At 73.0% G+C, this 23,762-nt stretch carries 16 protein-coding genes; 13 read left to right on the top strand and 3 right to left on the bottom strand.

Annotation, left to right across the window (positions count from 1 at the left end; all coding sequences use genetic code 11):
• The first annotated feature begins 75 nt into the window (after positions 1-75).
• The 9 genes from KK483_RS33170 to KK483_RS33130 all read left to right on the top strand — a co-directional run bounded on the left by KK483_RS33170 (position 76) and on the right by KK483_RS33130 (position 10,661).
• Positions 76-927: a fumarylacetoacetate hydrolase family protein gene (locus KK483_RS33170; protein ID WP_262008909.1), complete on the top strand. Its 852-nt coding sequence runs from the start codon at positions 76-78 to the stop codon at positions 925-927.
• 176 nt (positions 928-1,103) lie between these two features.
• Positions 1,104-2,375, top strand: coding sequence for an enolase C-terminal domain-like protein (locus tag KK483_RS33165; protein ID WP_262009798.1), 1,272 nt, complete (start codon positions 1,104-1,106; stop codon positions 2,373-2,375).
• A complete protein-coding gene (locus KK483_RS33160; RefSeq protein ID WP_262008907.1) occupies positions 2,372-3,163 on the top strand; it encodes an SDR family NAD(P)-dependent oxidoreductase in 792 nt (263 codons plus the stop codon). Before KK483_RS33165 ends, KK483_RS33160 begins: the two co-directional genes overlap by 4 nt.
• 7 nt (positions 3,164-3,170) lie before the next feature.
• Complete coding sequence (locus tag KK483_RS33155; protein WP_262008906.1) at positions 3,171-4,166, top strand: aldo/keto reductase; 996 nt, start codon at positions 3,171-3,173, stop codon at positions 4,164-4,166.
• 77 nt (positions 4,167-4,243) lie between these two features.
• Positions 4,244-4,630 carry a hypothetical protein gene (locus KK483_RS33150; protein ID WP_262008905.1) on the top strand — a complete coding sequence of 129 codons (387 nt, stop codon included), beginning with the start codon at positions 4,244-4,246 and terminating at the stop codon, positions 4,628-4,630.
• Positions 4,631-4,818: 188 nt separating this feature from the next.
• Positions 4,819-5,190, top strand: coding sequence for a hypothetical protein (locus KK483_RS33145; RefSeq protein ID WP_262008904.1), 372 nt, complete (start codon positions 4,819-4,821; stop codon positions 5,188-5,190).
• A gap of 156 nt (positions 5,191-5,346) precedes the next feature.
• Positions 5,347-9,327, top strand: coding sequence for a helix-turn-helix domain-containing protein (locus KK483_RS33140; protein WP_262008903.1), 3,981 nt, complete (start codon positions 5,347-5,349; stop codon positions 9,325-9,327).
• A 225-nt stretch (positions 9,328-9,552) separates the two neighbouring features.
• Positions 9,553-10,431 (top strand): C40 family peptidase, encoded by an 879-nt coding sequence (locus tag KK483_RS33135; RefSeq protein ID WP_262008902.1) that lies wholly within the window; start codon positions 9,553-9,555, stop codon positions 10,429-10,431.
• 62 nt (positions 10,432-10,493) lie between these two features.
• Positions 10,494-10,661 carry an FAD-dependent oxidoreductase gene (locus KK483_RS33130; protein WP_399016301.1) on the top strand — a complete coding sequence of 56 codons (168 nt, stop codon included), beginning with the start codon at positions 10,494-10,496 and terminating at the stop codon, positions 10,659-10,661.
• Between the two features lie 81 nt (positions 10,662-10,742).
• Here KK483_RS33130 and KK483_RS33125 read toward each other — a convergent pair whose 3' ends face one another.
• Positions 10,743-11,732, bottom strand: coding sequence for a TauD/TfdA family dioxygenase (locus KK483_RS33125; protein WP_262008901.1), 990 nt, complete (start codon positions 11,730-11,732; stop codon positions 10,743-10,745).
• A gap of 470 nt (positions 11,733-12,202) precedes the next feature.
• Here KK483_RS33125 and KK483_RS33120 point away from each other — a divergent pair, with 470 nt between their 5' ends.
• On the top strand, positions 12,203-13,912 hold the full coding sequence (locus KK483_RS33120; protein WP_262008900.1) for a SpoIIE family protein phosphatase: 1,710 nt from the start codon (positions 12,203-12,205) through the stop codon (positions 13,910-13,912).
• A 341-nt stretch (positions 13,913-14,253) separates the two neighbouring features.
• Entirely contained in the window at positions 14,254-18,051 is a 3,798-nt protein-coding gene (locus tag KK483_RS33115; protein WP_262008898.1) for a S8 family serine peptidase, read from the top strand.
• 117 nt (positions 18,052-18,168) lie between these two features.
• Here the strand turns inward: KK483_RS33115 and KK483_RS33110 are convergent, their stop codons facing one another.
• Positions 18,169-19,170, bottom strand: a complete 1,002-nt coding sequence (locus KK483_RS33110) for a helix-turn-helix domain-containing protein (RefSeq protein ID WP_262008897.1) — start codon at positions 19,168-19,170, stop codon at positions 18,169-18,171.
• 265 nt (positions 19,171-19,435) lie between these two features.
• On the opposite strand from KK483_RS33110, the gene KK483_RS33105 reads away from it, so the two are divergent.
• Together KK483_RS33105 and KK483_RS33100 are read left to right on the top strand one after the other, a co-directional pair.
• On the top strand, positions 19,436-21,310 hold the full coding sequence (locus KK483_RS33105) for an alpha-L-fucosidase (RefSeq protein WP_262008896.1): 1,875 nt from the start codon (positions 19,436-19,438) through the stop codon (positions 21,308-21,310).
• A 76-nt stretch (positions 21,311-21,386) separates the two neighbouring features.
• Positions 21,387-22,112, top strand: a complete 726-nt coding sequence (locus KK483_RS33100) for a polysaccharide lyase (RefSeq protein ID WP_262008895.1) — start codon at positions 21,387-21,389, stop codon at positions 22,110-22,112.
• 67 nt (positions 22,113-22,179) lie between these two features.
• On the opposite strand, the gene KK483_RS33095 is transcribed toward KK483_RS33100, so the two are convergent.
• Positions 22,180-23,736 carry an alkaline phosphatase gene (locus tag KK483_RS33095; RefSeq protein WP_262008894.1) on the bottom strand — a complete coding sequence of 519 codons (1,557 nt, stop codon included), beginning with the start codon at positions 23,734-23,736 and terminating at the stop codon, positions 22,180-22,182.
• Positions 23,737-23,762: the final 26 nt, after the last annotated feature.

Genomic DNA, 23,762 nt, shown 5'->3' with positions numbered 1-23,762 from the left:
ACGAATCATCGGATGTCTTGCCGGCCGCCATCGACTCCGTCCCGGCCATGGCCCGCACCTCCCCAAGGAGTTCCCATGAAACTGATGCGCCTCGGCGCCCCCGGCAGGGAGTATCCCGCCGTCCTGGCGGACAACGGCAGCCTGCTCGACCTGTCCCCGGTCACCGCGGACATCGACGGGACGTTCTTCGCCGGGGGCGGAGTCGAGGAGACCCGCGCCGCGCTGCGTTCGGGCGCGTTGCGCGAGCTGGACTCCGCCGGCATGCGCGTGGGGGCGCCGGTCGCCCGGCCGGGCAAGGTGGTGTGCATCGGGCTCAACTACCGCGACCACGCCAAGGAGACCGGCGCGCCGGTACCGCCCCGCCCCGTGGTGTTCATGAAGGACCCGGGCACCGTCGTCGGCCCGTACGACGACGTGCTGATCCCGCGCAACTCCGCGAAGACCGACTGGGAGGTCGAGCTCGGCGTCGTCATCGGACGGCGTGGCCGCTACCTGGACAGCCCGCAGCAGGCGCTGCGCACCATAGCCGGCTACGCGGTCAGCAACGACGTCTCCGAGCGCGAGTTCCAGCTGGACTTCTCCCCGCAGTGGGACCTCGGCAAGTCCTGCGAGACGTTCAACCCCCTCGGGCCCTGGCTCGTCACGGCCGACGAGGTGCCCGACCCCCAGTCGCTCGGCCTGCACCTGTCCGTCAACGGCATCACCCGCCAGGACGGCAGCACCAAGAACATGATCTTCGACGTGGCCTACCTCGTCTGGTACCTGAGCCAGTACATGGTCCTGGAGCCCGGCGACCTCATCAACACCGGCACCCCCGCGGGTGTGGCCCTCGGCCTGCCCGGGAGCCCCTACCTGCGCCACGGCGACACCGTCGAGCTCACCATCGACGGCCTCGGGCTCCAGCGCCAGACCTTCGGCCAGGCATGAGCGCCACGACGGCCTCGGCAGCCACGACGCCCCCCATGACCACCACGCCCACCGCGCCCACCATGACCACCACGACACGCACGAGCAGACGGAGAGGCAGCATCCTCTTGGGCGAGCACATCCCGCGGATCACCGCGGTCGACACCTATGACATCCGGTTCCCCACCTCGCGCGAGATGGACGGCTCGGACGCGATGAACCCGGACCCGGACTACTCGGCCGCGTACCTCGTGCTGCGCACCGACGCCGGCGACGGGCTCGAGGGCCACGGCTTCACCTTCACCATCGGGCGCGGCAACGACGTGCAGGTCGCCGCGATCGAGGCGCTGCGGCCCCATCTGATCGGCCGGTCCGTCACCGAACTGTGCACCGACCCCGGCTCGGTGAGCCGGGCGCTGATCGGCGACAGCCAGCTGCGCTGGCTCGGCCCCGAGAAGGGCGTGATGCACATGGCGATCGGCGCGGTCGTCAACGCCGTCTGGGACCTGGCCGCCAAGCGCGAGGGCAAGCCTCTGTGGCAGCTGCTCGCCGACGCCGAGCCGGAGTGGCTGGTCTCCCAGGTCGACTTCCGCTACATCGCCGACGCCCTCACCCCACAGGACGCCCTGGAGCTGCTGCGCGAGGGCCGCCGCGGCGCCGCGGAACGCCGGGCCGAGCTCCTGCGGCGCGGCTACCCCGCCTACACGACGTCGCCCGGCTGGCTCGGATACGACGACGAGAAGCTGATCCGCCTGGCGAAGGAGGCCGTCGCCGACGGCTTCACCCAGATCAAGCTGAAGGTCGGCGCCGACCTCGACGACGACGTCCGGCGGATGCGCACCGCCCGCGCCGCCGTCGGTCCGTCCATCCGTATCGCGATCGACGCCAACCAGCGGTGGGGTGTCGGCGAGACGGCCGAATGGACCGCCGCGCTGGCCGAGTTCGAGCCGTACTGGCTGGAGGAGCCCACCAGCCCGGACGACATCCTCGGGCACGCCGCCGTGCGCCGGGCGGTCGCCCCGGTCAAGGTCGCCACCGGCGAGCACGTCCAGAACCGCATCGTCTTCAAGCAGCTGCTCCAGGCCGGGGCGGTCGACATCCTCCAGATCGACGCGGCACGCGTCGGCGGTGTGAACGAGAACCTCGCCATCCTGCTGCTCGCGGCCAAGTTCGGCGTGCCGGTGTGCCCGCACGCCGGCGGCGTGGGCCTGTGCGAACTCGTCCAGCATCTGTCGATGTTCGACTTCGTCGCCCTGTCCGGCACGGTCCAGGACCGGGTGATCGAGTACGTGGACCACCTCCACGAGCACTTCGAGGACCCGGTCGTCGTCGCGGCCGGCCGCTACGCGGCACCCCGCTCACCGGGCTTCTCGGCGCAGATGCGGCCCGGTTCCATCGCCGAGTTCAGCTACCCGGACGGCGCCTTCTGGGCCGCCGACCTCGCGGACCGCAAGGAGGTCACGGCATGAACGGCCTCTCCGGCCTCTCCGGCCTCTCCGACCTCTCCGACCTCTCCGGCCTCCGCGCCGTCGTCACGGGTGGGGCATCGGGCATCGGGCTGGCCACGGCGCGGCTGCTCAGCGCCCGCGGCGCCCGCGTGGCCGTCCTCGACCTCAAGCCGGACACCGTCGAGGAGCCGCTCGTCCCGCTGCGGGCCGACGTCGGCGACGACGCCTCCGTACGGGAAGCGGTGACGGCGGCGGCACAGGAGCTCGGCGGCATCGACATCCTGGTCAACAACGCGGGCATCGGGGCGATCGGCACCGTCGAGGACAACCCCGACGAGCAGTGGCACGCCGTGCTGGACGTCAATGTGCTCGGCGTCGTCCGCACCACCCGCGCGGCGCTGCCGCACCTGCGCGCGTCCCGCAGCGCCTCGGTCGTCAACACCTGCTCCATCGCCGCCACCGCGGGACTCCCCCAGCGCGCCCTGTACTCGGCGTCGAAGGGCGCCGTGCTCGCACTGACCCTCGCCATGGCCGCCGACCATGTCCGCGAGGGCATCCGGGTCAACTGCGTCAACCCCGGCACCGCCGACACCCCGTGGGTGTCCCGGCTGCTCGACGCCGCCGACGACCCGGCCGCCGAGCGGGCGGCGCTCAACGCCCGCCAGCCCAGCGGCCGTCTGGTCACCGCCGACGAGGTCGCCGCGGCCATCGGCTATCTCGCGAGCCCGGCCGCGGCCTCCGTCACCGGAACCGCCCTGGCCGTCGACGGCGGCATGGCCGGCCTGCGGCTGCGCCCGGCCGGAGAGTGAGCCCGGGATGAAGAGCCATCACCTCGGCGGCAGCGGCGTCGCCGTCTCGGAGCTGTCCCTGGGCGCGGCGGCGCTCGGCAATCTGTACACGCCGATCGACGAGCGGCAGTCCTGGGCCGCCGTGGACGCCGCCTGGGACGCCGGGATCCGCTACTTCGACACGGCGCCGCACTACGGGCTCGGCCTGTCCGAGCGGCGCCTCGGCGATGCCCTGCGCACCCGGCCCCGGCGCGAGTTCACCCTCTCCACCAAGGCCGGGCGGCTGCTGCGGCCCGGCGGCCCGGGCGGCGACGACCTGGCCAACGGCTTCGCCGTCCCCGCGGACCTGCGCCGGGTGTGGGACTTCAGCGCCGACGGCGTGCGCCGCAGCATCGACGAGAGCCTGCGCCGCCTGGGCCTGGACCGGATCGACGTGGTCTACCTCCACGACCCCGACAACCATGCCGAGCAGGTCTTCACCGAGGCGTACCCCGCCCTGGAGAAGCTGCGGGCCGAGGGCGTCGTCGGCGCCATCGGCGCGGGCATGAACCAGGCGCCGATGCTGGCCCGGTTCCTGCGCGACACCGACGTGGACGCCGTGCTGCTGGCCGGCCGGTACACCCTGCTGGACCAGGAGGGCCTCGCCGAGGTGCTGCCGGAGGCGGCGGCGCGGGGGAAGAGCGTCATCATCGGGGGCGTCTTCAACTCCGGTCTGCTCGCCGACCCGGGCCCGCGCGCCACGTACGACTACGCGCCCGTGCCCGAACCGGTCCTCGACCGCGCCCTGCGCATGAAGGAGGTCGCACAGCGCCACAACGTCCCGCTGCGGGCCGCCGCCCTGCGCTTCCCCCTCGCCCACCCGGCCGTCGCCTCGGTCCTGGTCGGTGCCCGCTCCGCCTACGAGGTCCAGGACGCCGCCGCGATGCTGCGCGGGCCGGTGCCGGGCGTGCTCTGGGACGACCTGCGGGCGGAGGGGCTGCTGTCCGAGGGGGTACCCGTCCCGGAGGGCGACGACGGGCCCTGAGGAGCAATGCTCCGGCCGCCGCGGCGAGTTCGGCCAATCGGCTGTCCCCGTCACCGGCGGCCACTACGGTGACGCGCATGAGCGCCGACGACATCGACCCCGCCGATCTGTGGCCGCTGCCGCCGGCCTGGATGTTCGCCTGCAACGACTGCGTCCGCCTCTACGAGTCGATGAAGCAGATCCAGGCCGTCACGGACGAGCTCTGGCTCACCGGGGAACGCGGAGTGGACTGGGACCCGTTCGACAGCAGGGTGGGTGCGCAGATCCGCCTCGGCCATCACATCGGGACCGCCCACACCGAGCTGCTGCCGGACTGGGACCCGGCCTGCCCGCGGTGCTCGGAGCACCGCGGCAGCCTCGCCCGGCGGGCGGATTCCGAGCTGTGGCGGGGCACCGAGGAGGCGGCGAACGAGCACCGTGCCTACCACCTCTTCGTACCGCCGCGCGGCGTCGGGCTCATGTGACCCGCCCCGTACCGCCCGACTCGTACGGCCCTCCCCCGCAGTTGCCCCCGTGGCGCTGACCTCCCTGGTCACGGTCGGTTTCCCCGCCGAGGGCCCGACGGGCAACAGGAAACCCGTCGACCCGGGCGGGCGGCGCGGTCAGGCTGAGAAGCGTCAGCCCGACCAGACAGACCACATGGGGGATTTCCATGCGCAACATGATGACGACCGCCGCGGCGCTCGTGCTCGCCGCCGGCGCGGTGACGGTGGCCGGCGCGACCCAGGCCCAGGCCGGTGCCGCCGCCTACCACGGCTGCCCGGACGGCTACGTGTGCATCTACCCGGAGAACGCGGGGTGGAACAACGACCAGCCGTCGCACAAGTACTACACCTACGGCTACCACAACCTCAGCAACATGTACGGGGTGCACCGCATCCTCAACAACCAGACCGGCGGTGCAACCATGCAGACCTGCACCGGGTACAACGGCACGGGGTGCGAGGGCTACCTGCCCGGGGGCGGCTGGTCCATCGACAAGGACATGACGCCGATCAACTCGATCCGCCTCAACCGGCCGTAACCCGCGACCCGCGTCCTGCCGTGAAGTTCCGGAGCCGCCGCCCGGCGGTTCCGGAAACTTCCTGTTTTCGTCACACCGGGTGAAAGGTTCGCCGACCCGTCCTCCCCCCGAAGTAGCCTGGAAAACGGCCGTCGTACGGCCTGGGCGCACTTTGCCATGGGGGATGTCTTGCGGGAGCAGCACCACGGACACGAGGACCACGACCGGACCGCGTCGGCCGAGCGGGCGGCGTCAGCCTTTCCCGCGCAGCTGAGACGGCTGCGGCAGCAGCGCGGTCTGTCACTGGCCGATCTGGCACGCCGGACGCACTACAGCAAGGGCTATCTGAGCAAGATCGAAACCGGTGCGAAGCGCGCGACCGCGGATGTCGCGAGCCGTTGCGACCAGATCCTCGGGGCCGAGGGCGAGCTGCTCCGGCTGCTGCCGGAGGGCGCCGCGCCGGACTGCGGCGGTGCCGGCTCCGATCCCGGCGCGCCGGGGCCGCAGTCCGACGGGGCGTGCCCGTACCGGGGGCTGCCCGCCTTCACCTCGCAGGACGCCGGGTGGTTCTTCGGCCGGGAGCGTGCGACGGCCGCGCTGGTCGAGCGGGTCTTCGAACGGATCGGGAGCGGACCGCTGCTGCTGGTCGCCCCGTCGGGCGCCGGTAAGTCGTCCCTGCTCAACGCCGGTCTCGTGGCGGCCCTCCGGCGTCGCGGCGGCTTCCCGATGCCGGGCGCCGACGGCTGGCCGGTGGTGACGCTGACGCCGACGGCACATCCGCTGGAGGAGCTGCTGGAGTCCACCGCGAAGGCGCTCGGCAGCGATCTCGGCATCACCGCACGGGAGTTACGGGCCCGGCCGCAGACGCTGCTCGCAGCGGTCCGCGGCCGGGCGGACGGCGCCGGAGCGTGCCCGGGCGGCAGGGAGCAGCCTCCGCCCGTCCGGCCGGTGCTGCTCGTCGACCAGTTCGAGGAGCTGTTCACGCTCTGCCCGGACGAGGACGAGCGCCGCGCCTTCGTCCGTGTGCTGTCCGCGCTGGCCTCGTCCCGGCCTGCGGTGACCGGGCACGATCCGGCCGTCGTGGTGCTCGGCGTACGGGCGGACTTCTCCGGGAGCTGTCTGGACCTCCCCGAGCTGGCCCCGGTCTTCACCGACGGGCTGTTCGTCCTGCCCCCGATGTCCGTGGCCGAGCTGCGGGAGGCGATCACGCGTCCGGCCGAGCTCGCCGGTGTCACGCTCGAACCGGGCCTGCTCCCCCTGCTGCTGCGGGACGCGGGGCTGCGGGACGACACGGGGCCGGGGGCCGGTACGGGAACGGAGACGGGCACGGCAACGGGCACGGGGACTGGGCCTGGGACGGTGACGGGCACGGGCACGGGGACGCCGGGGAGCGGGTCCGACGTGACGCCGTCCGGTGCGCTGCCGCTGCTGTCCCACGCGCTGCTGGCCACCTGGCAGCAGCGCGAGGGGGCCACACTGACCGTCGCGGGCTACGAACGCACGGGCGGAATCCGCGGGGCCATCGCGCGGACGGCGGAGACCGTCTTCGCCCGGCTGTATCCGGCCGAACAGCTCACGATCCGCCGCATCCTGGTGCGCCTCGTCCATGTCGCCGACGGCACCGCGGCGACCCGGCGCCGGATGAGCCGGACCGCCCTGCTGGAGCAGCTGGCCGGCGCGGACGGCGCCGCCGCCGCGCTCGACGCCTTCGTACGGGCCCGGCTGATCACCATGGACAGCGACACGGTGGAGATCACCCACGAGGCCCTGCTGCACGCCTGGCCCCGGCTGCACGGCTGGATCCACGCGGACCGGACCGGACTGCTGATCCACCAGCAACTGGCGCACGCCGCCGCCGAGTGGGAGCGCGAGGGCCGGGATCCGTCCGTGCTCTACCGGGGGACGCGGCTGGACACCGCCCGCTCCTGGGCCGAGGAACTGGACGGCGGGAGCCGGCTGAGCCCGCGGGAGGAGGAGTTCCTGCGGGCGAGCCGTGCCGAGGAGGACGGCCGGGCGAGGCAGGCGCGGCGTCAGGTCCGGCTCCGGCAGCGGATGCTGGCCACGCTCGTCGTGCTGCTGGTGCTCGCCGTGACCGCCGGCGCTTTGGCCTACCAGCAGCGTTCGGGCGCGCTCCAGCAGGAGCGCGTCGCCCGTTCGCAGGCGCTGGCCGTACGGTCCACGTCCCTGGCCGCGGGCCGGCCCGAGGCGTCGATGCTGCTCGCCGAGGAGGCGTACCGCGCCCAGGCCACGGCCGAGGCGCGCGGGGCCCTGCTGAGCACCCAGTCCCAGGCGTTCTCGGCCCGGCTCGGCGGGCACGGCGGGCCGGTCAACGCGGTGGCCTTCGCGCCGGGGAACCGGTCGCTGGCGACGGCCAGTTCCGATGGCACGGTGACCCTGCGGCGCGTGGCCGACCGCCGGACGATCGGCACGTTCCGGGTCCCCGGACGGGTGCGCGCGGTCGCCTTCAGCCCCGACGGCCGCACGCTCGCGGCGACCTCCACGGACGGGCCGGTGCGGCTGTGGAGCACCGTCGGCCGCCGCACGGCGGCGGTGCTTCCCGCCCGCACGAAGGGCGCCCGGGCGGTCTCCTTCGACCCGCGCGGCGGCGGCCGGCTCGCCGTCGCGGCCGCCGACGGAACGGTCCAGTTGTGGGACACGACCCGCGCCGGCCGGGCCCTCGCGACCCTCACCGGACACACGGGCAGGGTCAACGCCCTGGCGTACGCGCCGGACGGCCGGACCCTGGTCTCCGCGGGCTCCGACCGGACCGTACGGCTGTGGGACCCGGTGCGCGCGCGGCCGCTCGCCGTGCTCAGAGGGCACACCGACGAGGTGCTGGGGGCGGCGTTCGCCCCGGACGGCCGGTCGCTCGCCACCGGGGGCGTCGACCGGACCGTACGCCTGTGGGACATGGCGGGCCGCCGGACGACGGCCGCGCTGACCGGGCACAGCGACGACGTCAACGCGGTCGCGTACACACCGGACGGCACGACGGTCGTCAGCGCGGGCGGCGACGGTACGACCCGGCTGTGGGACGTGCGCAGCGGCCGGCCGACGGGCACGCTCACCGGGCACACCGACTATGTGCTGGGGGTCGCGGTGGACTCCGGCGGGACGGTGCTGGCGACGGCCGGGTTCGACCAGTCCGTGGTGCTGTGGGACCTGCGCGGCCGGGTGCTGGCGTCGCGTCCGTTCACCGAGGTCTGGCGGGCCGCGTTCAGCCCGGACGGGAGGCTGCTCGCCACCGCCGACGCCGCGCACACGGTGCGGCTGTGGGACGTGGCGCGGCGCCGGGTGCTGGCGACGTTCAGGGGGCACCGCGAGGCGGTGTTCTCCGTGGCGTTCGCGCCCGGCGGGCGGATGCTGGCGTCGGCGGGCTCCGACGGCACGATCCGGTTGTGGGACACGGCCGCGCGCCGCCCGCTCGGCGGCCTCACCGGCCATACCGGGGACGTGTTCTCGGTGGCCTTCGCCCCCGACGGGCACACGCTCGCGTCCGCGGGCTCTGACGGCACGATCCGGCTGTGGGACACGGCCGCGCGCCGCCCGCTCGCCACCCTCACGGGCCACACGGACTTCGTCAACGACGTCGCCTTCAGCCCCGACGGGCGCACACTGGCGAGCGCCGGTGACGATCTGACCGTGCGGCTGTGGGACGTGGCCCGGCGCCGGCCGGCTGCCGCGCTCACCGGCCACACCGGCGCGGTACGGGGTGTGGCCTTCGGCCCGGACGGCCGGCTGGTCGCCAGCAGCGGCAACGACGGGACCGTGCGCCTGTGGGACGCCCGTCGGCACCGCTTCGTGGCGGCGCTGACGGGCCACACCGGCTCCGTGCGGGGCATCGCCTTCTCGCCCGACGGCCGGACGCTGGCGAGCAGCGGCAACGACCGTACGGTGCGGCTGTGGGACGTGGCCGGGCGGCGGCTGTCGGCCGCGCTGACGGGCCATACGAACGCGGTGTGGGGCGTCGCGTTCGCCCCCGGCGGGTGGACGGTGGCCAGCAGCAGCAACGACGGCACCGTGCGGCTGTGGGACCTGGACGTCGCGGCCCGGCTGACGGAGATCTGCCGGCTGCGCGACGGCATCGCCCCGAAGGAGCGGGCGGTGCTCATGCCCGGCGTGCCCCTCTCGGGCGGCACCGGCTGCGGCAGCCCCTGACCCTGCCGGGCGGACGCGCTGCCCGGCAGGGGGTTTCCCAGGGGGTTTCCCGTTGCCCGTTCGCACGGGGTGACGCATGGCGCTGGACGCGTGACCGGCCCGGCCCGCAGGCTGCTCCCGACGTCGAACTCGACACCGACCACGACGACTACGACCGCCACCACCATCACCACGACCACGACCACGACCACGACCACGACGGCAACGGGAGACGGGGGTCCTCGCATGCTTCGCCGGACCGGACTCATCGGCACACTCATCGGATTACTCGCCTGCCTGCTCTGGATTCCCGGGGCGGCAGTGGCAACGGGGCCCGCCGCGCGGGCGGTTCCCGCAGCAGCCGGCCGCGGCGAGTGCGCCGCGCTGGCGCCGGGCGCCTCCGCGGCGGCGGAACGGGCGATCGCGGCCGCCTGCGCTCAGGTGGCGGCGGGCGTCTGGTACACCTGGGGCGGCGGTCACGGCCCGCAGCCCGGTGCCACGTACGGGCAGGTGGACCCCAGCGACCCGGCCAGCGAGCACGATCCCGAACGGCTCGGCTTCGACTGCTCGGGGCTGGTGCGCTATGCGTACGCCCAGGCCACCGGCTCGGACCTGCTCAACGGGGTGGCCAGCGCCCAGTACTACACGCACCGGGCCGCCGAACGCTTCACCGCGGCCCAGGGCCTGGCCCCGCTGCTCCCCGGCGACCTGCTGGTCTGGGGCACCTCCCAGAAGCTCCATCACATCGCCATCTACCTCGGTGCGGGCAAGATGGTCGAGGCCCGGCAGTCCGGCACCCGGCTCATGGTCAGCGACGTCCGGCTGACCGGCAGTTACCACGGTGCGGTCCGGGTCGACACCGGACCGGTGCAGGGGCACGTCTTCCGGACGTGGGGCTCCGGCGTCTGGACCAAGGACCGGCCGTCGACCGCGGCGGCCCGCGTCTACGCCTTCCCCGGGCCGACGACCGTCCGCGTCCAGTGCCAGAAGCACGCGGAGCCCGTCATCTCCGACGGCTACACCAACGACGCCTGGTCCTATCTGCCCGACTACCGGGCCTGGGTCACCAACATCTACATCCAGGGACCCGCGTGGCTGGAGTCCGTGCCCACCTGCACGTTCTGAGGCAGGGTCCGGCGCCGCGCGCCGTTCGCACCAGTGGCCGTCACGGGGGGCCACTGGTGCGAATGCCCCCTACACCGCCGGACGCGCCGGTGTTCGCCCCGCTCAACCGGGCGGCGGGACGCGTCTACTTCGCCGGCGACCACCTCAGCCCCACCGACGCCTGTCAGCACGGGGCGTTCACGTCCGCCCGCAAGGCGGTCACCGTGCTGCACGGCCGCGTTCCGGCGTGAGCCGCGTCCGCCATCGGACGGCCGCCGCCCACTTCGGGGCGGCGGCCCGCGCGGCCCTGGAGCAGTGCGGGGGCCTCCGCCTCAGGTCTGTGCGAGTACGCCGTCGGTGGAGGCCCCCGAGGCGATCCCGTACGCCGGCTCGGGCACCGACTCCGGGGAGAGCAGCACCGAACGGCGTCCGTCGACCCCGACGGGCACGTCGCCGTCGACGGTGACGCGGCGCAGCGTGCGCTCGTGGTCGTCGGAGTCGTCCACGCCGTAGTGCTGGGTGGCGCGGTTGTCCCAGACGGCGACGTCGCCCGCGCGCCACTGCCAGCGCACCGTGTTCTCCGGGCGCTCGACGTGCGACTGGAACAGGTCGATCAGCGCCCGGGAGTCGCGTCCGCTCAGACCGCTGAGCTTCTGGAGGAAGTTGCCGAGGACCAGGGTGCGTTCGCCGGTCTCGGGGTGCACGCGCACCACCGGGTGCTCGGTGCGGAACGTGGTGGACGTGAAGACCCTGCGGTGCTGCTCCAGCGCCGCGGAGGGGGCGTCCGGGCGCACGGCCGCGTAGTCGTAGGCGTTGGTGTGGACGCCCCGCAGACTGTCGGCCAGGACCCGCAGCGGCGCGGGGAGCCCGGCGTAGGCGGCGGCTGTGCTGGCCCAGAGGGTGTTGCCACCGTAGGGCGGTACGACCTCGGCGCGCAGGATGGAGAAGGCCGGGTACGCGGGCACGAAGGTGACGTCCGTGTGCCACTGGTTGGCCCGGCCGCCGTGCTCGTTGTCGATGCCGAGGGCGTAGCGGCCGTCGACCGACGGCACGGTGGGGTGCGCGACGAGCTCGCCGAGCAGCCTGCCGAACGCCTCATGGGTCCCGGCGTCGAGATGGTGCTGGTCGCGGAAGAAGACCACCTTGTGGGCGAGGACCGCGTTGCGGACGGCAGCGACGGAGGCCTTGTCCAGGTCTCCGCCGAGACGGACTCCGGAGACGACGGCGCCGATGCGGCCGCCGGTCTTCTGGACGGTGGGCGCGGCGGTGTCGGCGATCTCGGCGGTCTCGGCGGTCTCGGCGAGGGGCGCGGTGGACGTCATGGATCGGTCCCTTCACTGGGGCTCTGGTGGCGCGCCGAGGCATCGGCAGGCGCGCCGGCGTGCGGGCGGCGGGGGGTGTCGGCGAAGACGCCGGGTCCGGGGCGAGGCGAGGACACTGCGGGCGGCAGGGAAGCGCTGCCGTCAGCGCGGAGACGCTGCGGTCAGCGGCGGGGACACGCGGCCGGGGCGGTACACCCCGGGGCGCCGTGGAGCCGCGGTACGAGGAAGGCCATCGCGGTCATGTCCAGCAGCATGGCCGGGCTCCGGATGACCGGTCAAGCTGCGCCCGGCCCGCTTCACGACCTTGCAATGCCGCCGCAACGACTACAGGGCGTCACTGTCCGGTGCTGGAACGGGGCCGGGCGAAGCCCCGTACAGTGAGGAACTCACATCGCCATAAAATGGTGCAAACCAGCATCACTCGAGCACCTGACGTCACCACACAGATCCGTGCGGCTTGGAGCCCCTGCATGACACGTCCTCGCTTCCTCCCGAGGCCCTCTCCTGCATCCGTCCGCAGCGAGGACCTCGAGGCGGACCTCCGCGCGGACCTGCAGGGTGTCCTCGCCCTCAACGGCATGGGCGGCTTCATCTGGGAGCCGGACTGCGACACGGTGTTCCTCGACCCCGGCGGCCTCGCGGTCTTCGATCTCGCCCCCGACGCGTTCGACGGCCGCCCCGAGACGCTCACCCGGCGGCTGCACCCCGAGGACGCGGCCCAGCTGGAGGCCCAGGTGTCCGAGGCCCTCGCGTCGCGCGACGGCTACGGTGCGTATTTCCGCGTCCGCCGCTCCGACAGCAGCCTCCGCTGGGCCCATGTCCAGGGCCACATCCGGCGCGACAGGGCGGGCCGGCCGCGACGCGTCGTCGGGATCGTGCGGGACGCGAGCGCCGAGCTCCAGCACCTCACCCAGCAGGCCACCCTGGAGGCCGACCGCCGGCGGCAGACGGACGTGGTCGAGGCGACGACGAGCGCGCTCTCGCAGGCGCTCACCATCGAGGACGTCAACACCGCCCTGACCAGCGAAAAGGTCATGGGCGCGATCGGGGCCGCGAGCATCGTCCTCAGCCTCGTCGAGAAGGGGCGGCTGCGGATCGTCGCCACCGCCGGCCTGCCGCCGGAGTACGCCCGGGACATGCAGTACGTCCGCCTGGACGACCCCCTGCCCGTCGCCGAGGCGATCCGCACCAGGAAACCGCGCTTCACCAGCAGGCAGGAGGCGCTGACCTACCCCCGGCTGCGGCCGCACGTCGTGGACACCGACTTCACCGCCTCCGCCATCCTGCCCCTCATCGCCCAGGCCAGGCCGATCGGCGCCCTGGCCATCATCTACCGGCACAAGGACCGGTTCACCCCCGAGGAACGCAACCTTCTCCAGGTCCTCGGCGGCACGGTGGCCCAGTCCGTGCAGCGCGCGGTGCTCTACGACGAGGAGCACGCCATCGCCGTCGGCCTCCAGCAGGCCATGCTCCCCGCCGTCATCCCCGAGGTGAACGGCACCCGGATAGCCGCCCGCTACCGCCCGGCGCGCACCGGGCACCAGATAGGCGGCGACTGGTACGACGTCGTCGCGCTGCCCACCGGACGGGTGGGGCTTGTCGTCGGCGACGTCCAGGGGCACGACATCCATGCCTCCGCCGTCATGGGCCAGCTGCGGATCGCGCTGCGCGCCTACGCGGCCGAGGGGCACCCGCCGGGAACCCTGCTGGCCCGTGCCTCCGCCTTCCTGCACGACCTGGACACCGAACGCTTCGCCACCTGCCTCTACGTCGAGCTGGACCCGCCGACCGGCCGCGCCCAGCTCGTCCGCGCCGGCCATCACGGCCCGCTCGTCAGACACCCCGGTGGCGGGTGCAGCCGCCCGTACGTCCACGGCGGACTGCCGCTGGGCCTGCCGCAGTACAGCGGCCACGCCCCGTACCCGACCACCGAACTCCGGCTCGGCCCCGAGGACACGATGCTGCTGTGCACCGACGGACTCGTCGAGTTCCGCGGCATGGACGTCGACGAGGGCCTGCGGCAGGTCGAGACGATCGTGGGCGAAGGCCCTGCCGACCTGGACAGCCTGGCCGAACACATCGTCGCCACCGTCGAGTCCCGCCAGGGCCAGGACGACGACGTCGCCCTGCTCCTCGTCGGCCTCACCACCGCCGACCTGGTCCGCAGGGCACACGCCTGAACCCAACGCGCCCCGCGGCTAGGGAGTGTCTTCACAGTGGCGTCGTCCGCCCGGAGGGCGGGCCCGGCTGCGTCTGGCGCGTGCGATCGCAAGGCGGAGGAGGGAGTCCATGCGGTGGGGGCACCTCCCTTGCCCGAAAGGCTACGGGGGTGGGGGCACCTCCCGGGCACGAGCTCTGGGAGAACATGCCAGACGTCACCGGGCAGACGGGACTTGAAGACACGACCTAGGGGCGACGGGCATGCGCCGCGGCCGCGGACCGTGGCGCAAAGGTGACTTGGCGCGGGCTGGACACGCGGGGATGCTGACGGGCCGACCGTGCGGCGCCACGCTGTTCGCTCATGAGATCAACGAACAGTTGGTGGCGGCGGGCCGTCCGCGCGCCGCATCACCGCACGGTGGCGATCGCCACCCTCACGGCGGTTCTGACGGGCACGGCCGCACCCGGCGCAGCCCAGGAGACGGGACCGGTCCGTACCGCGGCCGACCTGCGCCCGTCCGTCCGGACGGTCACCCTGATCACGGGAGACCGTGTCACGGTCAGCCGTTACGCGGACGGCCGTCAAGTGGCCAGTGTGCGTCCGGTGGATGGACGGGAAGCCGGCGGGTTCAGCACCCGCGAGGTCGACGGCCGTATCCACGTCACCCCGCTGCGCGCCGTTCCCTACGTCTCCTCCGGACAGCTGGACGCCGCGCTGTTCGACGTCACCGGCCTGATCGAGCAGGGGTACGACGACGCCCGCGCCAAGGAGCTGCCGCTGCTGCTGCGTTACGGGGCGTCGGCGAAGGCATCGGCGAAGGCGTCCGCGCGGAGTGCCCCGGACGGCACGGAGCGCCGACGGGTGCTCGACAGCGTCGACGGTGTGGCGGTCGACGCGGCGAAGGACGAGCTGAACACCTTCTGGGACACCGTCAGCGCCGCACCGGGCGCGTCCGCCTCGCGGACCGCGCAGGGCGCGCCGCGGCTGGCCGGCGGGCTGGAGAAGATCTGGCTCGACCGGAAGGTGCGGGTCGCGCTCGACCGCAGCGTGGCGCAGGTGGGCGCCCCCGAGGTCTGGAAGACCGGGTCGACGGGCAAGGGCGTGAAGGTCGCCGTCCTGGACACCGGAATCGACACCGCCCACCCCGACCTCGCGGGCCGGACGGGCGAGATACGCAACTTCAGCGCGAGCGACAGCACCCGCGATCTCGTCGGACACGGCACCCATGTGGCGGCGACGATCGCCGGTTCGGGCGCCGCGTCGAACGGCACCCGCAAGGGCGTCGCGCCCGACGCCGACCTGATCATCGGCAAGGTGCTGGACGACTCCGGCTCGGGTGCGTACTCCGACATCCTCGCCGGGATGGAGTGGGCGGCCCGATCGGGCGCCCGGATCGTGAACATGAGCCTCGGCGGCCCCGCATCCGAGGACGACCCGCTGGTGACCGCGGTCGAGGAGCTGACCGCGGAGACCGGCACGCTGTTCGTCGTGGCGGCGGGCAACGAGGGCCCGGGCACCCAGACGGTCGGCTCACCGGGCACGGCCCCGAGCGCGCTGACCGTGGGCGCCGTCGACCGGGACGACACGCTCGCCGGGTTCTCCAGCCGCGGCCCCGTCGGCATGGGCGACGCGGTCAAGCCCGAGCTGACGGCGCCCGGCGTCGGCATCGTCGCCGCGCGGGCGGCGGGCACCCGGATGGGCAGCCCGGAGAGCGAGCTCTACACCGCCGCGTCGGGCACGTCGATGGCGACCCCGCATGTCGCGGGCGCCGCGGCCCTGCTGGCGCAGCGTCATCCGGAGTGGACTCCGGCCGCCATCAAGAACGCGCTGGTCGGCTCGGCCGAGGTGGTGGCCGGTCAGCGCGTGGACGAGCAGGGCGGCGGCCGGCTGGACGTGGCCGGAGCGGTCGCCCGCAGCGTCGTCGCCACCGGCACCGCGGACCTCGGCGCGCAGGAGCCCGACGGCGCCGGCGTGACGAAGGACGTCGCGTACACCAACGTCTCACAGCGGCCGGTGCGCCTCGCGCTGTCGCTGGAGATGGAGCAGGACGACGGCACGGCCGCGCCGTCCGGCGCGTTCACGGCCGGCTCCTCGTCGGTCACCGTCGCCCCGGGTGAGACCGTCCGCGTACCGGTGACGGCGCGCCCCGCCGGGGTGCCGCTGGGCCGCTGGTCCGGCTATCTGACGGCGGTGCCGGACGACGGCACGGCCGCCGTGCACACCGCCGTCGCGCTGACGGTCCGGGGCGCGATGCGGACGCTGACGCTGCGGTTCGCCGACCGCGAAGGCCGCCCGGCGGTGGTCCCGCTCTTCGAGCTGTACGGCTCCGACCAGCGCTACGACGCGCTGGGCTACGTCATGCCGTGGATGGACGGCACGGCCCGGGTGACGGTCCCCGAGGACACCTACTTCCTCAAGGCCCTGGTCCCGGGCGCCGAGGTGAAGGGCTGGCACCTCACGCAGATGCTGCGGCCCGAGCTGAAGCTGGACTCCGACACGGAGATCGTCCTCGACGCCCGCACGGCGAAGCCCGTCGAGGTGCGCACACCCCAGGCGTCCGAGCAGCAGGGGATGATCCACTTCGGTGCGTACCGGGCCTTCGGGAACCGGAAGATCGCCAGTACGACCGTCGAATTCGACTCGGTCCGCACCGTGTTCGCCACGCCGACCGCCCGGGTCGCGAAGGGGGACTTCGAGTTCTACTCCCGGTGGCGGATGGTCGCGCCCCGGCTGAAGGCCCGGATCCTGGGCGCGCGGGCTCCGGAGCTGAACCCCGTGCTGTACAACTGGTCCCCCGCCGTGGACGGAACGCGCCGGCTGCCGCTCCTCCTCGCGGAGCCGGAGTCGCTGGAAGGCAGGGACCTGCGCGGCAAGGCCGTACTGATGCGCACGTCCGGTGGTTACCCGGAGCAGGCGCAGGCCGTGGCGAAGACCGGGGCCGCGGCGCTGATGATCATCAACGAGTTCCCGGGACCGGTGTGGCAGCCGTGGGACCCGACGGGCGAGCGTGACCCGCTCATCACCATGAAGGTCCCGCAGGAGCAGGGCGAGGCGCTCGCCGACCTGCTGGAGCGGCAGCGGACGCCGGTGCTGGAGCTCTCGGGCACCTCGTCCAGCCCGTACCTGTACGACCTGGCCCTCGTCGAGAAGGACGCCGTACCGGCCCGGCTGTCCTACCGCGTGGGGTCGTCCGGCACGGCGAGGGTCGAGTCCGTCTACCACCGGCCCGGCTCCGTGACATGGACGGGTGAGCAGCGGTTCGCCTGGCGGCCCTGGCAGGAAACATCGTTCGTGCTGGACCAGCAGTCGTTCGTGAAACTGCCGTCGACCCGGGTGGAGACGGTCAGCGCGGGCGACACGCTGTGGCTGCAGAGGGTCACCCACCAGCCGCCGTGGAACACCATGTTCCCCCTCAGCGGCGGCATGACGGGCGGGCTGCACCGGCTCGCCGCCGGCCAGCGGCTGCGGGAGGACTGGTTCGGGCCGGTGGTCCGTCCGACGGCACCGGCCGGGAACCCGGAGTTCCGCTCGGTACGCACGGGCGGCACCTTCGATCTGCGGCTCGCGGAGCTGAGCGACGGCGGTACGGGTCACTACGGCTTCTCCGGTGACGACGAGACCGACGAGGTGCGCACCCGCGTGTACCGCGGCGACGCGCTGCTCGCGGACGGGACCTACCCATGGGGCGCCTTCCCCGCCGGTTCGGGCGAGGGACCGTACCGGGTGCGGGTGGAGACCTCCCGCACCTCCGCCGCCTGGGCGTTCTCGACGAGGACCGACACCACGTGGGCGTTCCGCTCGGCGCCGCCGGCGGCGGGCGAGGACGAGCTGCTGCCGCTGGTGCTGCTCGACTACGACGTACCGGTCAACGCCCTCAACCAGGTGGACGGTTCGGCGGCGAAGCTCCGGGTGACCGCGCGCCACCAGGACGGCTGGACGGGGCCGCGTATCGCCGGCATGCGTGTGTGGGCCTCGGTCGACGACGGTGCGCGCTGGACGTCGGTGCCGGTCTCGGCCCGCGGGAACGGGACGTACGAGCTGCGGCTCGACCGTTCCGTGCTGCGGCACGCGGACGCCGTCACCCTCCGCGTCAAGGCGTGGGACGGCGGCGGAAACGAGGTCGAGCAGACGGTGGTCCGCGCGTTCGGCGTGCGGTAGCCGCTGGCCCCGGGTGGTGTGGGTGACGTGATCGCCCGCGTGGGGGCGGGCATCACGGCGCCGCCCGGAAGGGGGTGCGGCCGGCGGAGCGCCGGCCGCACCCTCGCACGTTCGCGGTCAGATCCAGTTGCGACGTGCGGCCTGCCAGCCGAGCTGCATCCGGGTCGCGACGCCCGCGAGGTTCATCAGGCCCTGGATGCGCCGCTGGACGGTGCGTTTGCTGACGCCGAGCTGTCCGGCGATCGACTCGTCGGTGAGGCCCGCAACCATCAGCGAGAGCAGATGCTGGTCCTCGGGGGTGAGTGAGGCGGAGTCGGCCGACAGGCCCGTCTCGCCGATCCGGCCCTCCGGGGTGACCCTCAGCGGTGCCCCCACCTCCCAGTAGCGCTCGAACAGCGCGACGAGCGCCTCCAGCAGACTGCTCCCCCGGACGACGGCCGCCGTCACCTCGCCCGGATGGCCCGCCGGGCCGCCCGGCGCCAGCGGGCAGACGGCCAGGCCCCGGTCGGCGATCGCCATCCGCAGCGGCAGCGCGGGCACGGCACGGGCGGCCTCCCCCGCCCGCACGGCCCTGACTACGTTGTCAACGGCCCCGGAGTCGTCGAAGAACGCCTGCTCGTACAGGACCCGGTAGCCGACGCCGCGCGCGAGGGCGTCGAACTCGGCCCGGTTGGTCCCCGACGGCATGGCGACGTACTGCGCCTTGCAGAACCACAGCAGTTCGTGGCGTGCGCCGTCCTGGACCTGCCGCAGCCGCTGGCGCAGCGCTCCGGCGCCGGTGACGATCTCGACCACCGCGCCCGCGCCACGCGTCCAGGCGCTGCGGCGGTAGGTCTCCATGAGCTCGGACACGGCGGCCCGGGCCTTGTCGAGGTCGCCGGCCCGGCGTTCGACGCGCGGAAGGAGCGCCACGTCGGGCGGGTTGGCGGCGAACCGCCCGGTGGCCCCGTCCACCCCGCGCACCAGCCCTTTGTCCTCCAGGGATCCGAGCAGCCGCTGCGCGGTCGCCTCGTCCAGGCCCGTCGTACCGGCCATCTCCCGCGCCGACGCCGTGGTGGCGACGACGAGCGCGCGGTACACCTCGGTCTCGGCGGCCGAAAGGCCCACCGCCTCCAGCATGATGTCCCTCTCCCATCCCCCCGCGTACGCAGAGTACGGGCAGAAAGCGGTCTCACGACGAGGATGATCGGGAGGGCGATCGGGAGGGTGATCGGGAGGGTGACCTCCATCATCGGATGAATCCCTCCGCGATGACCCCAACTCCGCCCCATACTCGTCGCGTTGAAGGCATTGACGTCCGATCTTTTACGAGTCCATCCTTCACGATGCGATGGGCGGACGCCTGTCGCGCACACGCTCTCCCTCCACCATCACTGGAGCCGCCATGCGTGTCACGCGTGCCCTGCATGCCTTGCGTGCCCTGCCCCGGACGAGATCCCTCCGGCCCGTGCGGTCACTGTCGCTCCTGCTCGGCGCCGTCCTGCTGGCGGTCACCGCCCCCGCGGTGACCGCCGGCCCGGCCGCCGCGGCGGGCCCGGGGACGAACCACGCGAGCGACGACCCGTTCGCGTCCTCCCGCACGGCCTGGTTCCGCGACGCCAAGTTCGGGATGTTCATCCACTTCGGCGCCTACTCGCAGTACGAGGGCGAGTACACCCGTCCCGACGGCACCGTCTGCCGCAACGCCGAGTGGATCAAGCGGTCCTGCGCCATCCCGACGGCCGAGTACGAGGCGGGCGCACGACAGTTCAACCCCTCCGCCTTCGACGCGAACGCCATCGTCTCGGCGGCGAAGAACGCCGGGCAGAAGTACATCGTGATCACGTCCAAGCACCATGACGGATACGCGATGTGGCCGACGAAGCAGAACACCTGGAACCTGCGCGACCACTCCTCCTTCAGCCCGGACCGCGACATCCTCGCCGAGCTCAAGGGCGCCGCGGACGCCCAGGGGATCAAACTCGGGTTCTACTACTCGATCTGGGACTGGCACGACCCGGACTTCCCCAACGCCGACACCTTCCCGAAGTACCGCACCAGGATGTACGCGCAGCTCAAGGAGCTGATCGACAACTACGACCCGGCACTGCTCTGGTTCGACGGCGAGTGGGACACCGACAACCCGGTCAACCGCTGGTCGCGCCAGGACGGCGCCGAACTGGAGACGTATCTGCGCGGCCTCGACCCGGGCCTGGTCATCAACAACCGGGTCGGCAAGCGGCGCGTCGTGGACGGCGACTACGGCACCCCCGAGCAGACCATCCCCGGCGCGCCGGTCGACGGCCAGCTGTGGGAGAGCTGCATGACCCTCAACAACAGCTGGGGCTTCGCGAAGCACGACACCAACTGGAAGACCGCCACGACCGTCGTGCAGAACCTGCTCGACATCTCCGGCCGCAGCGGCAACTACCTGCTCAACGTCGGCCCGGACAAGCTCGGCCGGATCCCCGCGCCCTCGCTCGACCGGCTCGACGACGTGGGCCGCTGGCTGAGCACCGCGGGGCAGGGTTCGGCCGTGTACGGCACGGGCGGCTCCACCGGTCTGGTCGCCGACCCTGCCTGGGGCGCGGTCGCCCGCAAGGGCCACGCCAAGCTGTACGCATCGGTGTTCACGCCGTCCTGGCCGGCCGCCGGGCAGTCGCTGCACCTCACCGCCAAGGTGCCGTTCACGATCAACAGCGCCCGGGTGCTGAACAGTTCTCAGACCGTCACCGTCACGAAGGCGGGCGACGGCTTCGACCTGCGGCCCTCCGGAGGGGCCGTGGACGGTGCGGCCTCGGTCATCGAGCTGTCGATCACTCCCCCGTCGCCCACGGCACCGGGCAGCGGCACGGGGCTGAAGGCCGAGTCCTTCGCCAACACCGCCTTCTCCGGCACCCCGGCGGCCACCACGACAGACCCCACGGTCAACAAGGCGTACCGCTTCGACGGCTCACCCGCCGCCGGCATCCCCGCGGACAACTTCGCCACCCGCTGGACGGGCTTCGTCCAGCCCCGCTACAGCGAGCCCCTCACCTTCACCACCGTCTCCGACGACACGGTGCGGCTGTGGGTCGACGGCCGGCTCGTCATCGACAACACCACGCCCCATGTGCCGCAGGTGAACAAGGCGACGGTCACCGGCCTCCAGGCCGGGCAGAAGTACGCGATCAGGGTCGAGCACACGGAGCAGACGGGCGAGGCGCACATGAAGCTGTTCTGGTCCAGCCCGAGCATGGAGCAGGTCATCGTCCCGAGGACCCAGCTCTCCCCCTCCTGAACCGGCCGCTCTCCGGGACGGGTCCGGGAGCGTCGCTCCCTCCCCCCTCCCCGCCGTCACGCGAAAGGTACTCGTCATGCGCAAGCGATTCCTCGCCGTCCTGCCGGCCGTCGCCGCCTGGACCCTGCTCGCCGCCTCACCCGCCAGTGCGTCGGTGACCTGGGACGGCGAAGCCTCCCAAGGGACCGGCGTCTTCGGAAGCATCGAATGCCCCGCGCCCGGCGGCGTCGTCGGCGCCGCCCAGACCGACGGTCACGGCACGGTCTGGCGCTACACCAAGGCGGTCGGCCTCGACCGCTGCGAGTCGCGCGGCATCAGGGTCGGCGGCGCCAAGTACGTGTTCCAGAACAACAGCACGTACTACCTCGGCTGGGAGAGCAAGCTCTCCGCCACCAGCCTGCCCACCGGCGACTTCGTCGTCTTCCAGTGGAAGTCGTATCCCAACGCCACGCAGAACTATCCGCTGCTGATGACGGTCAACAACGACCGCGTGAACCTGGTGTACGTCGGCACGGACGCGGCCTGGCACACCATCTGGTCCGCCCCGGTCGCGGCCTGGGACTGGCACCGCTTCGTCCTCGCGATCCACACCTCGGACTCGGCCACCGGCGGCTGGACCGAGCTGTGGTTCGACGGGGTGAAGCAGACCTTCACCAACGGCGCCACCCGCTACACGGGCCGCACCTGGGACAGCGCCAACGAGCCCAAGTGGGGCGTCTACGACCGCGACCACCCGGACAGCGAGGTCGTCAACCGCATCGACAGCCTCAGGCTCGGCACCGCCTACGCCGACGTCGACTGAGGCGCGCGGGGAGAGTCCGGCGGATCCACCGGACTCTCCCCGGTCCTTCCCCGCCCCTGACCGCGGGCTACCGCCGGTCGGCGGCGGGGCGCCGGTACTGGGCGGGGGACGTCGCGGTCCGCTTGTCCTCGTACGCACCGACCCGGCCGCGGTCGACGTGGAACTTCGTCAGCGTCGTGACCCGGGCCGCGGGGTCCAGACGGTCGGCGATCACCCGCATCTCCGTCGTCCAGCGGCGCGCGGTGACCTCGTGGACGTCGTATCCGTAGCGGTCCCCCTCGAAGTACTGGAGATGCGGGTTGAGGCGCCCGATCTCGGGGCCGCGCGCGGCGTTCCACTCGGGGCCGTACGAGTCCGAGGTCACCGAGTGGGCGGTGAACTCGGTGCCGATCACGGGAGAGTCGGGGTTCTCGAAGTCCGGGCGGATGTCGTCCACGAAGGCCGAGTGCCAGTCCCCGGTGACGACCACGAAGTCCTCGACACCGAGGCCGTGCAGCTCCGAGAGCACCTCGGTGCGCTCGGCCCGGTAGCCGTCCCACTGCATGTCGTAGTAGTAGTCGCCACCGGGGTTGTCCAGCTTGGACAGCATGATCGAGTTGGCCCAGCAGTGCCAGCCGCGGGCGCTGCGCGCCTGGTCGAGCAGCCAGTCGCGCTGCTTGGCGCCGAGGATGGTGCTGTCCGCGCGGTCGGCCCGGTTGCGGTACTGCCGCAGGTCGAGGACGGTCAGGTCCAGCAGGTCGCCCCAGTTCCGGCGGCGGTAGATCTGCTGCTGCGGCACGGGGTCGCTGCCCACCATGCGGTGGGGCATGTGCTCGTACCACGCCTGGTAGGCGGCGTCCCGGCGGGCCAGGAACGCGGCGTCGTCGCGGCCGTCGTAGTAGCCCTGCACCTCGTGGTTGTCCCAGGTGAGGTACCAGGGGTGGGCGGCATGGGCGGCGCGCAGGTCCGGGTCGCCCTTGTAGAGGGCGTGCCGGCGCCGGTACGAGACGAGGTCGAACACCGCGGGGCCCTCGTGGTCGCGCGGGGTGCCGGAGTAGGTGCCGTTCTCGTAGATGTAGTCGCCGAGGTGGATGACGAAGTCGACGTCCTCGTGGGCGATGCCGCGCAGTGCCGTGTAGTAACCGTGGGCGAAATGCTGGCAGTTGGCGGTGGCGAACCGGACCCGGTCGACGTGGCGGGCCGGCGCGGTCCTCGTGCGGCCGAGCCGGCTGGTCCTGCCGAGCGCGCTGAACGCGTAGTAGTACCGCCTGCCCGGCTCCATCCCGTGCACGTCGACGTGCACGCTGTGGCCCTGCGCGGCGGTCGCCGCGACGGTGCCCGACGCGACCTTCCGCCGCAGCTCGCGGTCGGTGGCGACGACCCACCGCACCGGCACCGCGTCCGGCAGCTGCTGCTCGTCAGCGAGCGGCTCCGGGGCGAGCCGTGTCCACAGCGAGACCGAGTGCTGCAGCGGGTCGCCTGACGCGACCCCCAGCGTGAACGGCGCCGGATCGTACGACGCTCCCAGCACCTGGGCGGCCTCCAGGGCCTGAGCCGGGGAGAGCTGTGCGCTCAGCGGCCAGACCGCGCCCAGTGCGCCGGCCACGGCGGCGGATCTGAGCAGGTCGCGACGGTTCAGGGGCATGGGTGGTGTCCTCCGGCTTTCAGTCG

It is taken from the genome of Streptomyces sp. FIT100 (assembly GCF_024584805.1).
GTDB lineage: Bacteria > Actinomycetota > Actinomycetes > Streptomycetales > Streptomycetaceae > Streptomyces.
The sequence above is the reverse complement of the archived record's forward strand: the minus strand, read 5'-3'. Positions and strand labels throughout refer to the sequence as shown.

Excerpts from the sequence above, each read along its gene's own strand:
- KK483_RS33105 (WP_262008896.1), top strand. The coding sequence starts at position 19,436 with ATGCGTGTCACGCGTGCCCTGCATGCCTTGCGTGCCCTGCCCCGGACG.
- KK483_RS33110 (WP_262008897.1), bottom strand. The coding sequence starts at position 19,170 with ATGCTGGAGGCGGTGGGCCTTTCGGCCGCCGAGACCGAGGTGTACCGC.
- KK483_RS33140 (WP_262008903.1), top strand. The coding sequence starts at position 5,347 with ATGGGGGATGTCTTGCGGGAGCAGCACCACGGACACGAGGACCACGAC.
- KK483_RS33160 (WP_262008907.1), top strand. The coding sequence starts at position 2,372 with ATGAACGGCCTCTCCGGCCTCTCCGGCCTCTCCGACCTCTCCGACCTC.
- KK483_RS33125 (WP_262008901.1), bottom strand. The coding sequence starts at position 11,732 with ATGACGTCCACCGCGCCCCTCGCCGAGACCGCCGAGACCGCCGAGATC.
- KK483_RS33165 (WP_262009798.1), top strand. The coding sequence starts at position 1,104 with ATGGACGGCTCGGACGCGATGAACCCGGACCCGGACTACTCGGCCGCG.
- KK483_RS33145 (WP_262008904.1), top strand. The coding sequence starts at position 4,819 with ATGCGCAACATGATGACGACCGCCGCGGCGCTCGTGCTCGCCGCCGGC.
- KK483_RS33115 (WP_262008898.1), top strand. The coding sequence starts at position 14,254 with ATGAGATCAACGAACAGTTGGTGGCGGCGGGCCGTCCGCGCGCCGCAT.
- KK483_RS33100 (WP_262008895.1), top strand. The coding sequence starts at position 21,387 with ATGCGCAAGCGATTCCTCGCCGTCCTGCCGGCCGTCGCCGCCTGGACC.
- KK483_RS33170 (WP_262008909.1), top strand. The coding sequence starts at position 76 with ATGAAACTGATGCGCCTCGGCGCCCCCGGCAGGGAGTATCCCGCCGTC.
- KK483_RS33130 (WP_399016301.1), top strand. The coding sequence starts at position 10,494 with ATGCCCCCTACACCGCCGGACGCGCCGGTGTTCGCCCCGCTCAACCGG.
- KK483_RS33120 (WP_262008900.1), top strand. The coding sequence starts at position 12,203 with ATGACACGTCCTCGCTTCCTCCCGAGGCCCTCTCCTGCATCCGTCCGC.
- KK483_RS33135 (WP_262008902.1), top strand. The coding sequence starts at position 9,553 with ATGCTTCGCCGGACCGGACTCATCGGCACACTCATCGGATTACTCGCC.
- KK483_RS33155 (WP_262008906.1), top strand. The coding sequence starts at position 3,171 with ATGAAGAGCCATCACCTCGGCGGCAGCGGCGTCGCCGTCTCGGAGCTG.
- KK483_RS33150 (WP_262008905.1), top strand. The coding sequence starts at position 4,244 with ATGAGCGCCGACGACATCGACCCCGCCGATCTGTGGCCGCTGCCGCCG.
- KK483_RS33095 (WP_262008894.1), bottom strand. The coding sequence starts at position 23,736 with ATGCCCCTGAACCGTCGCGACCTGCTCAGATCCGCCGCCGTGGCCGGC.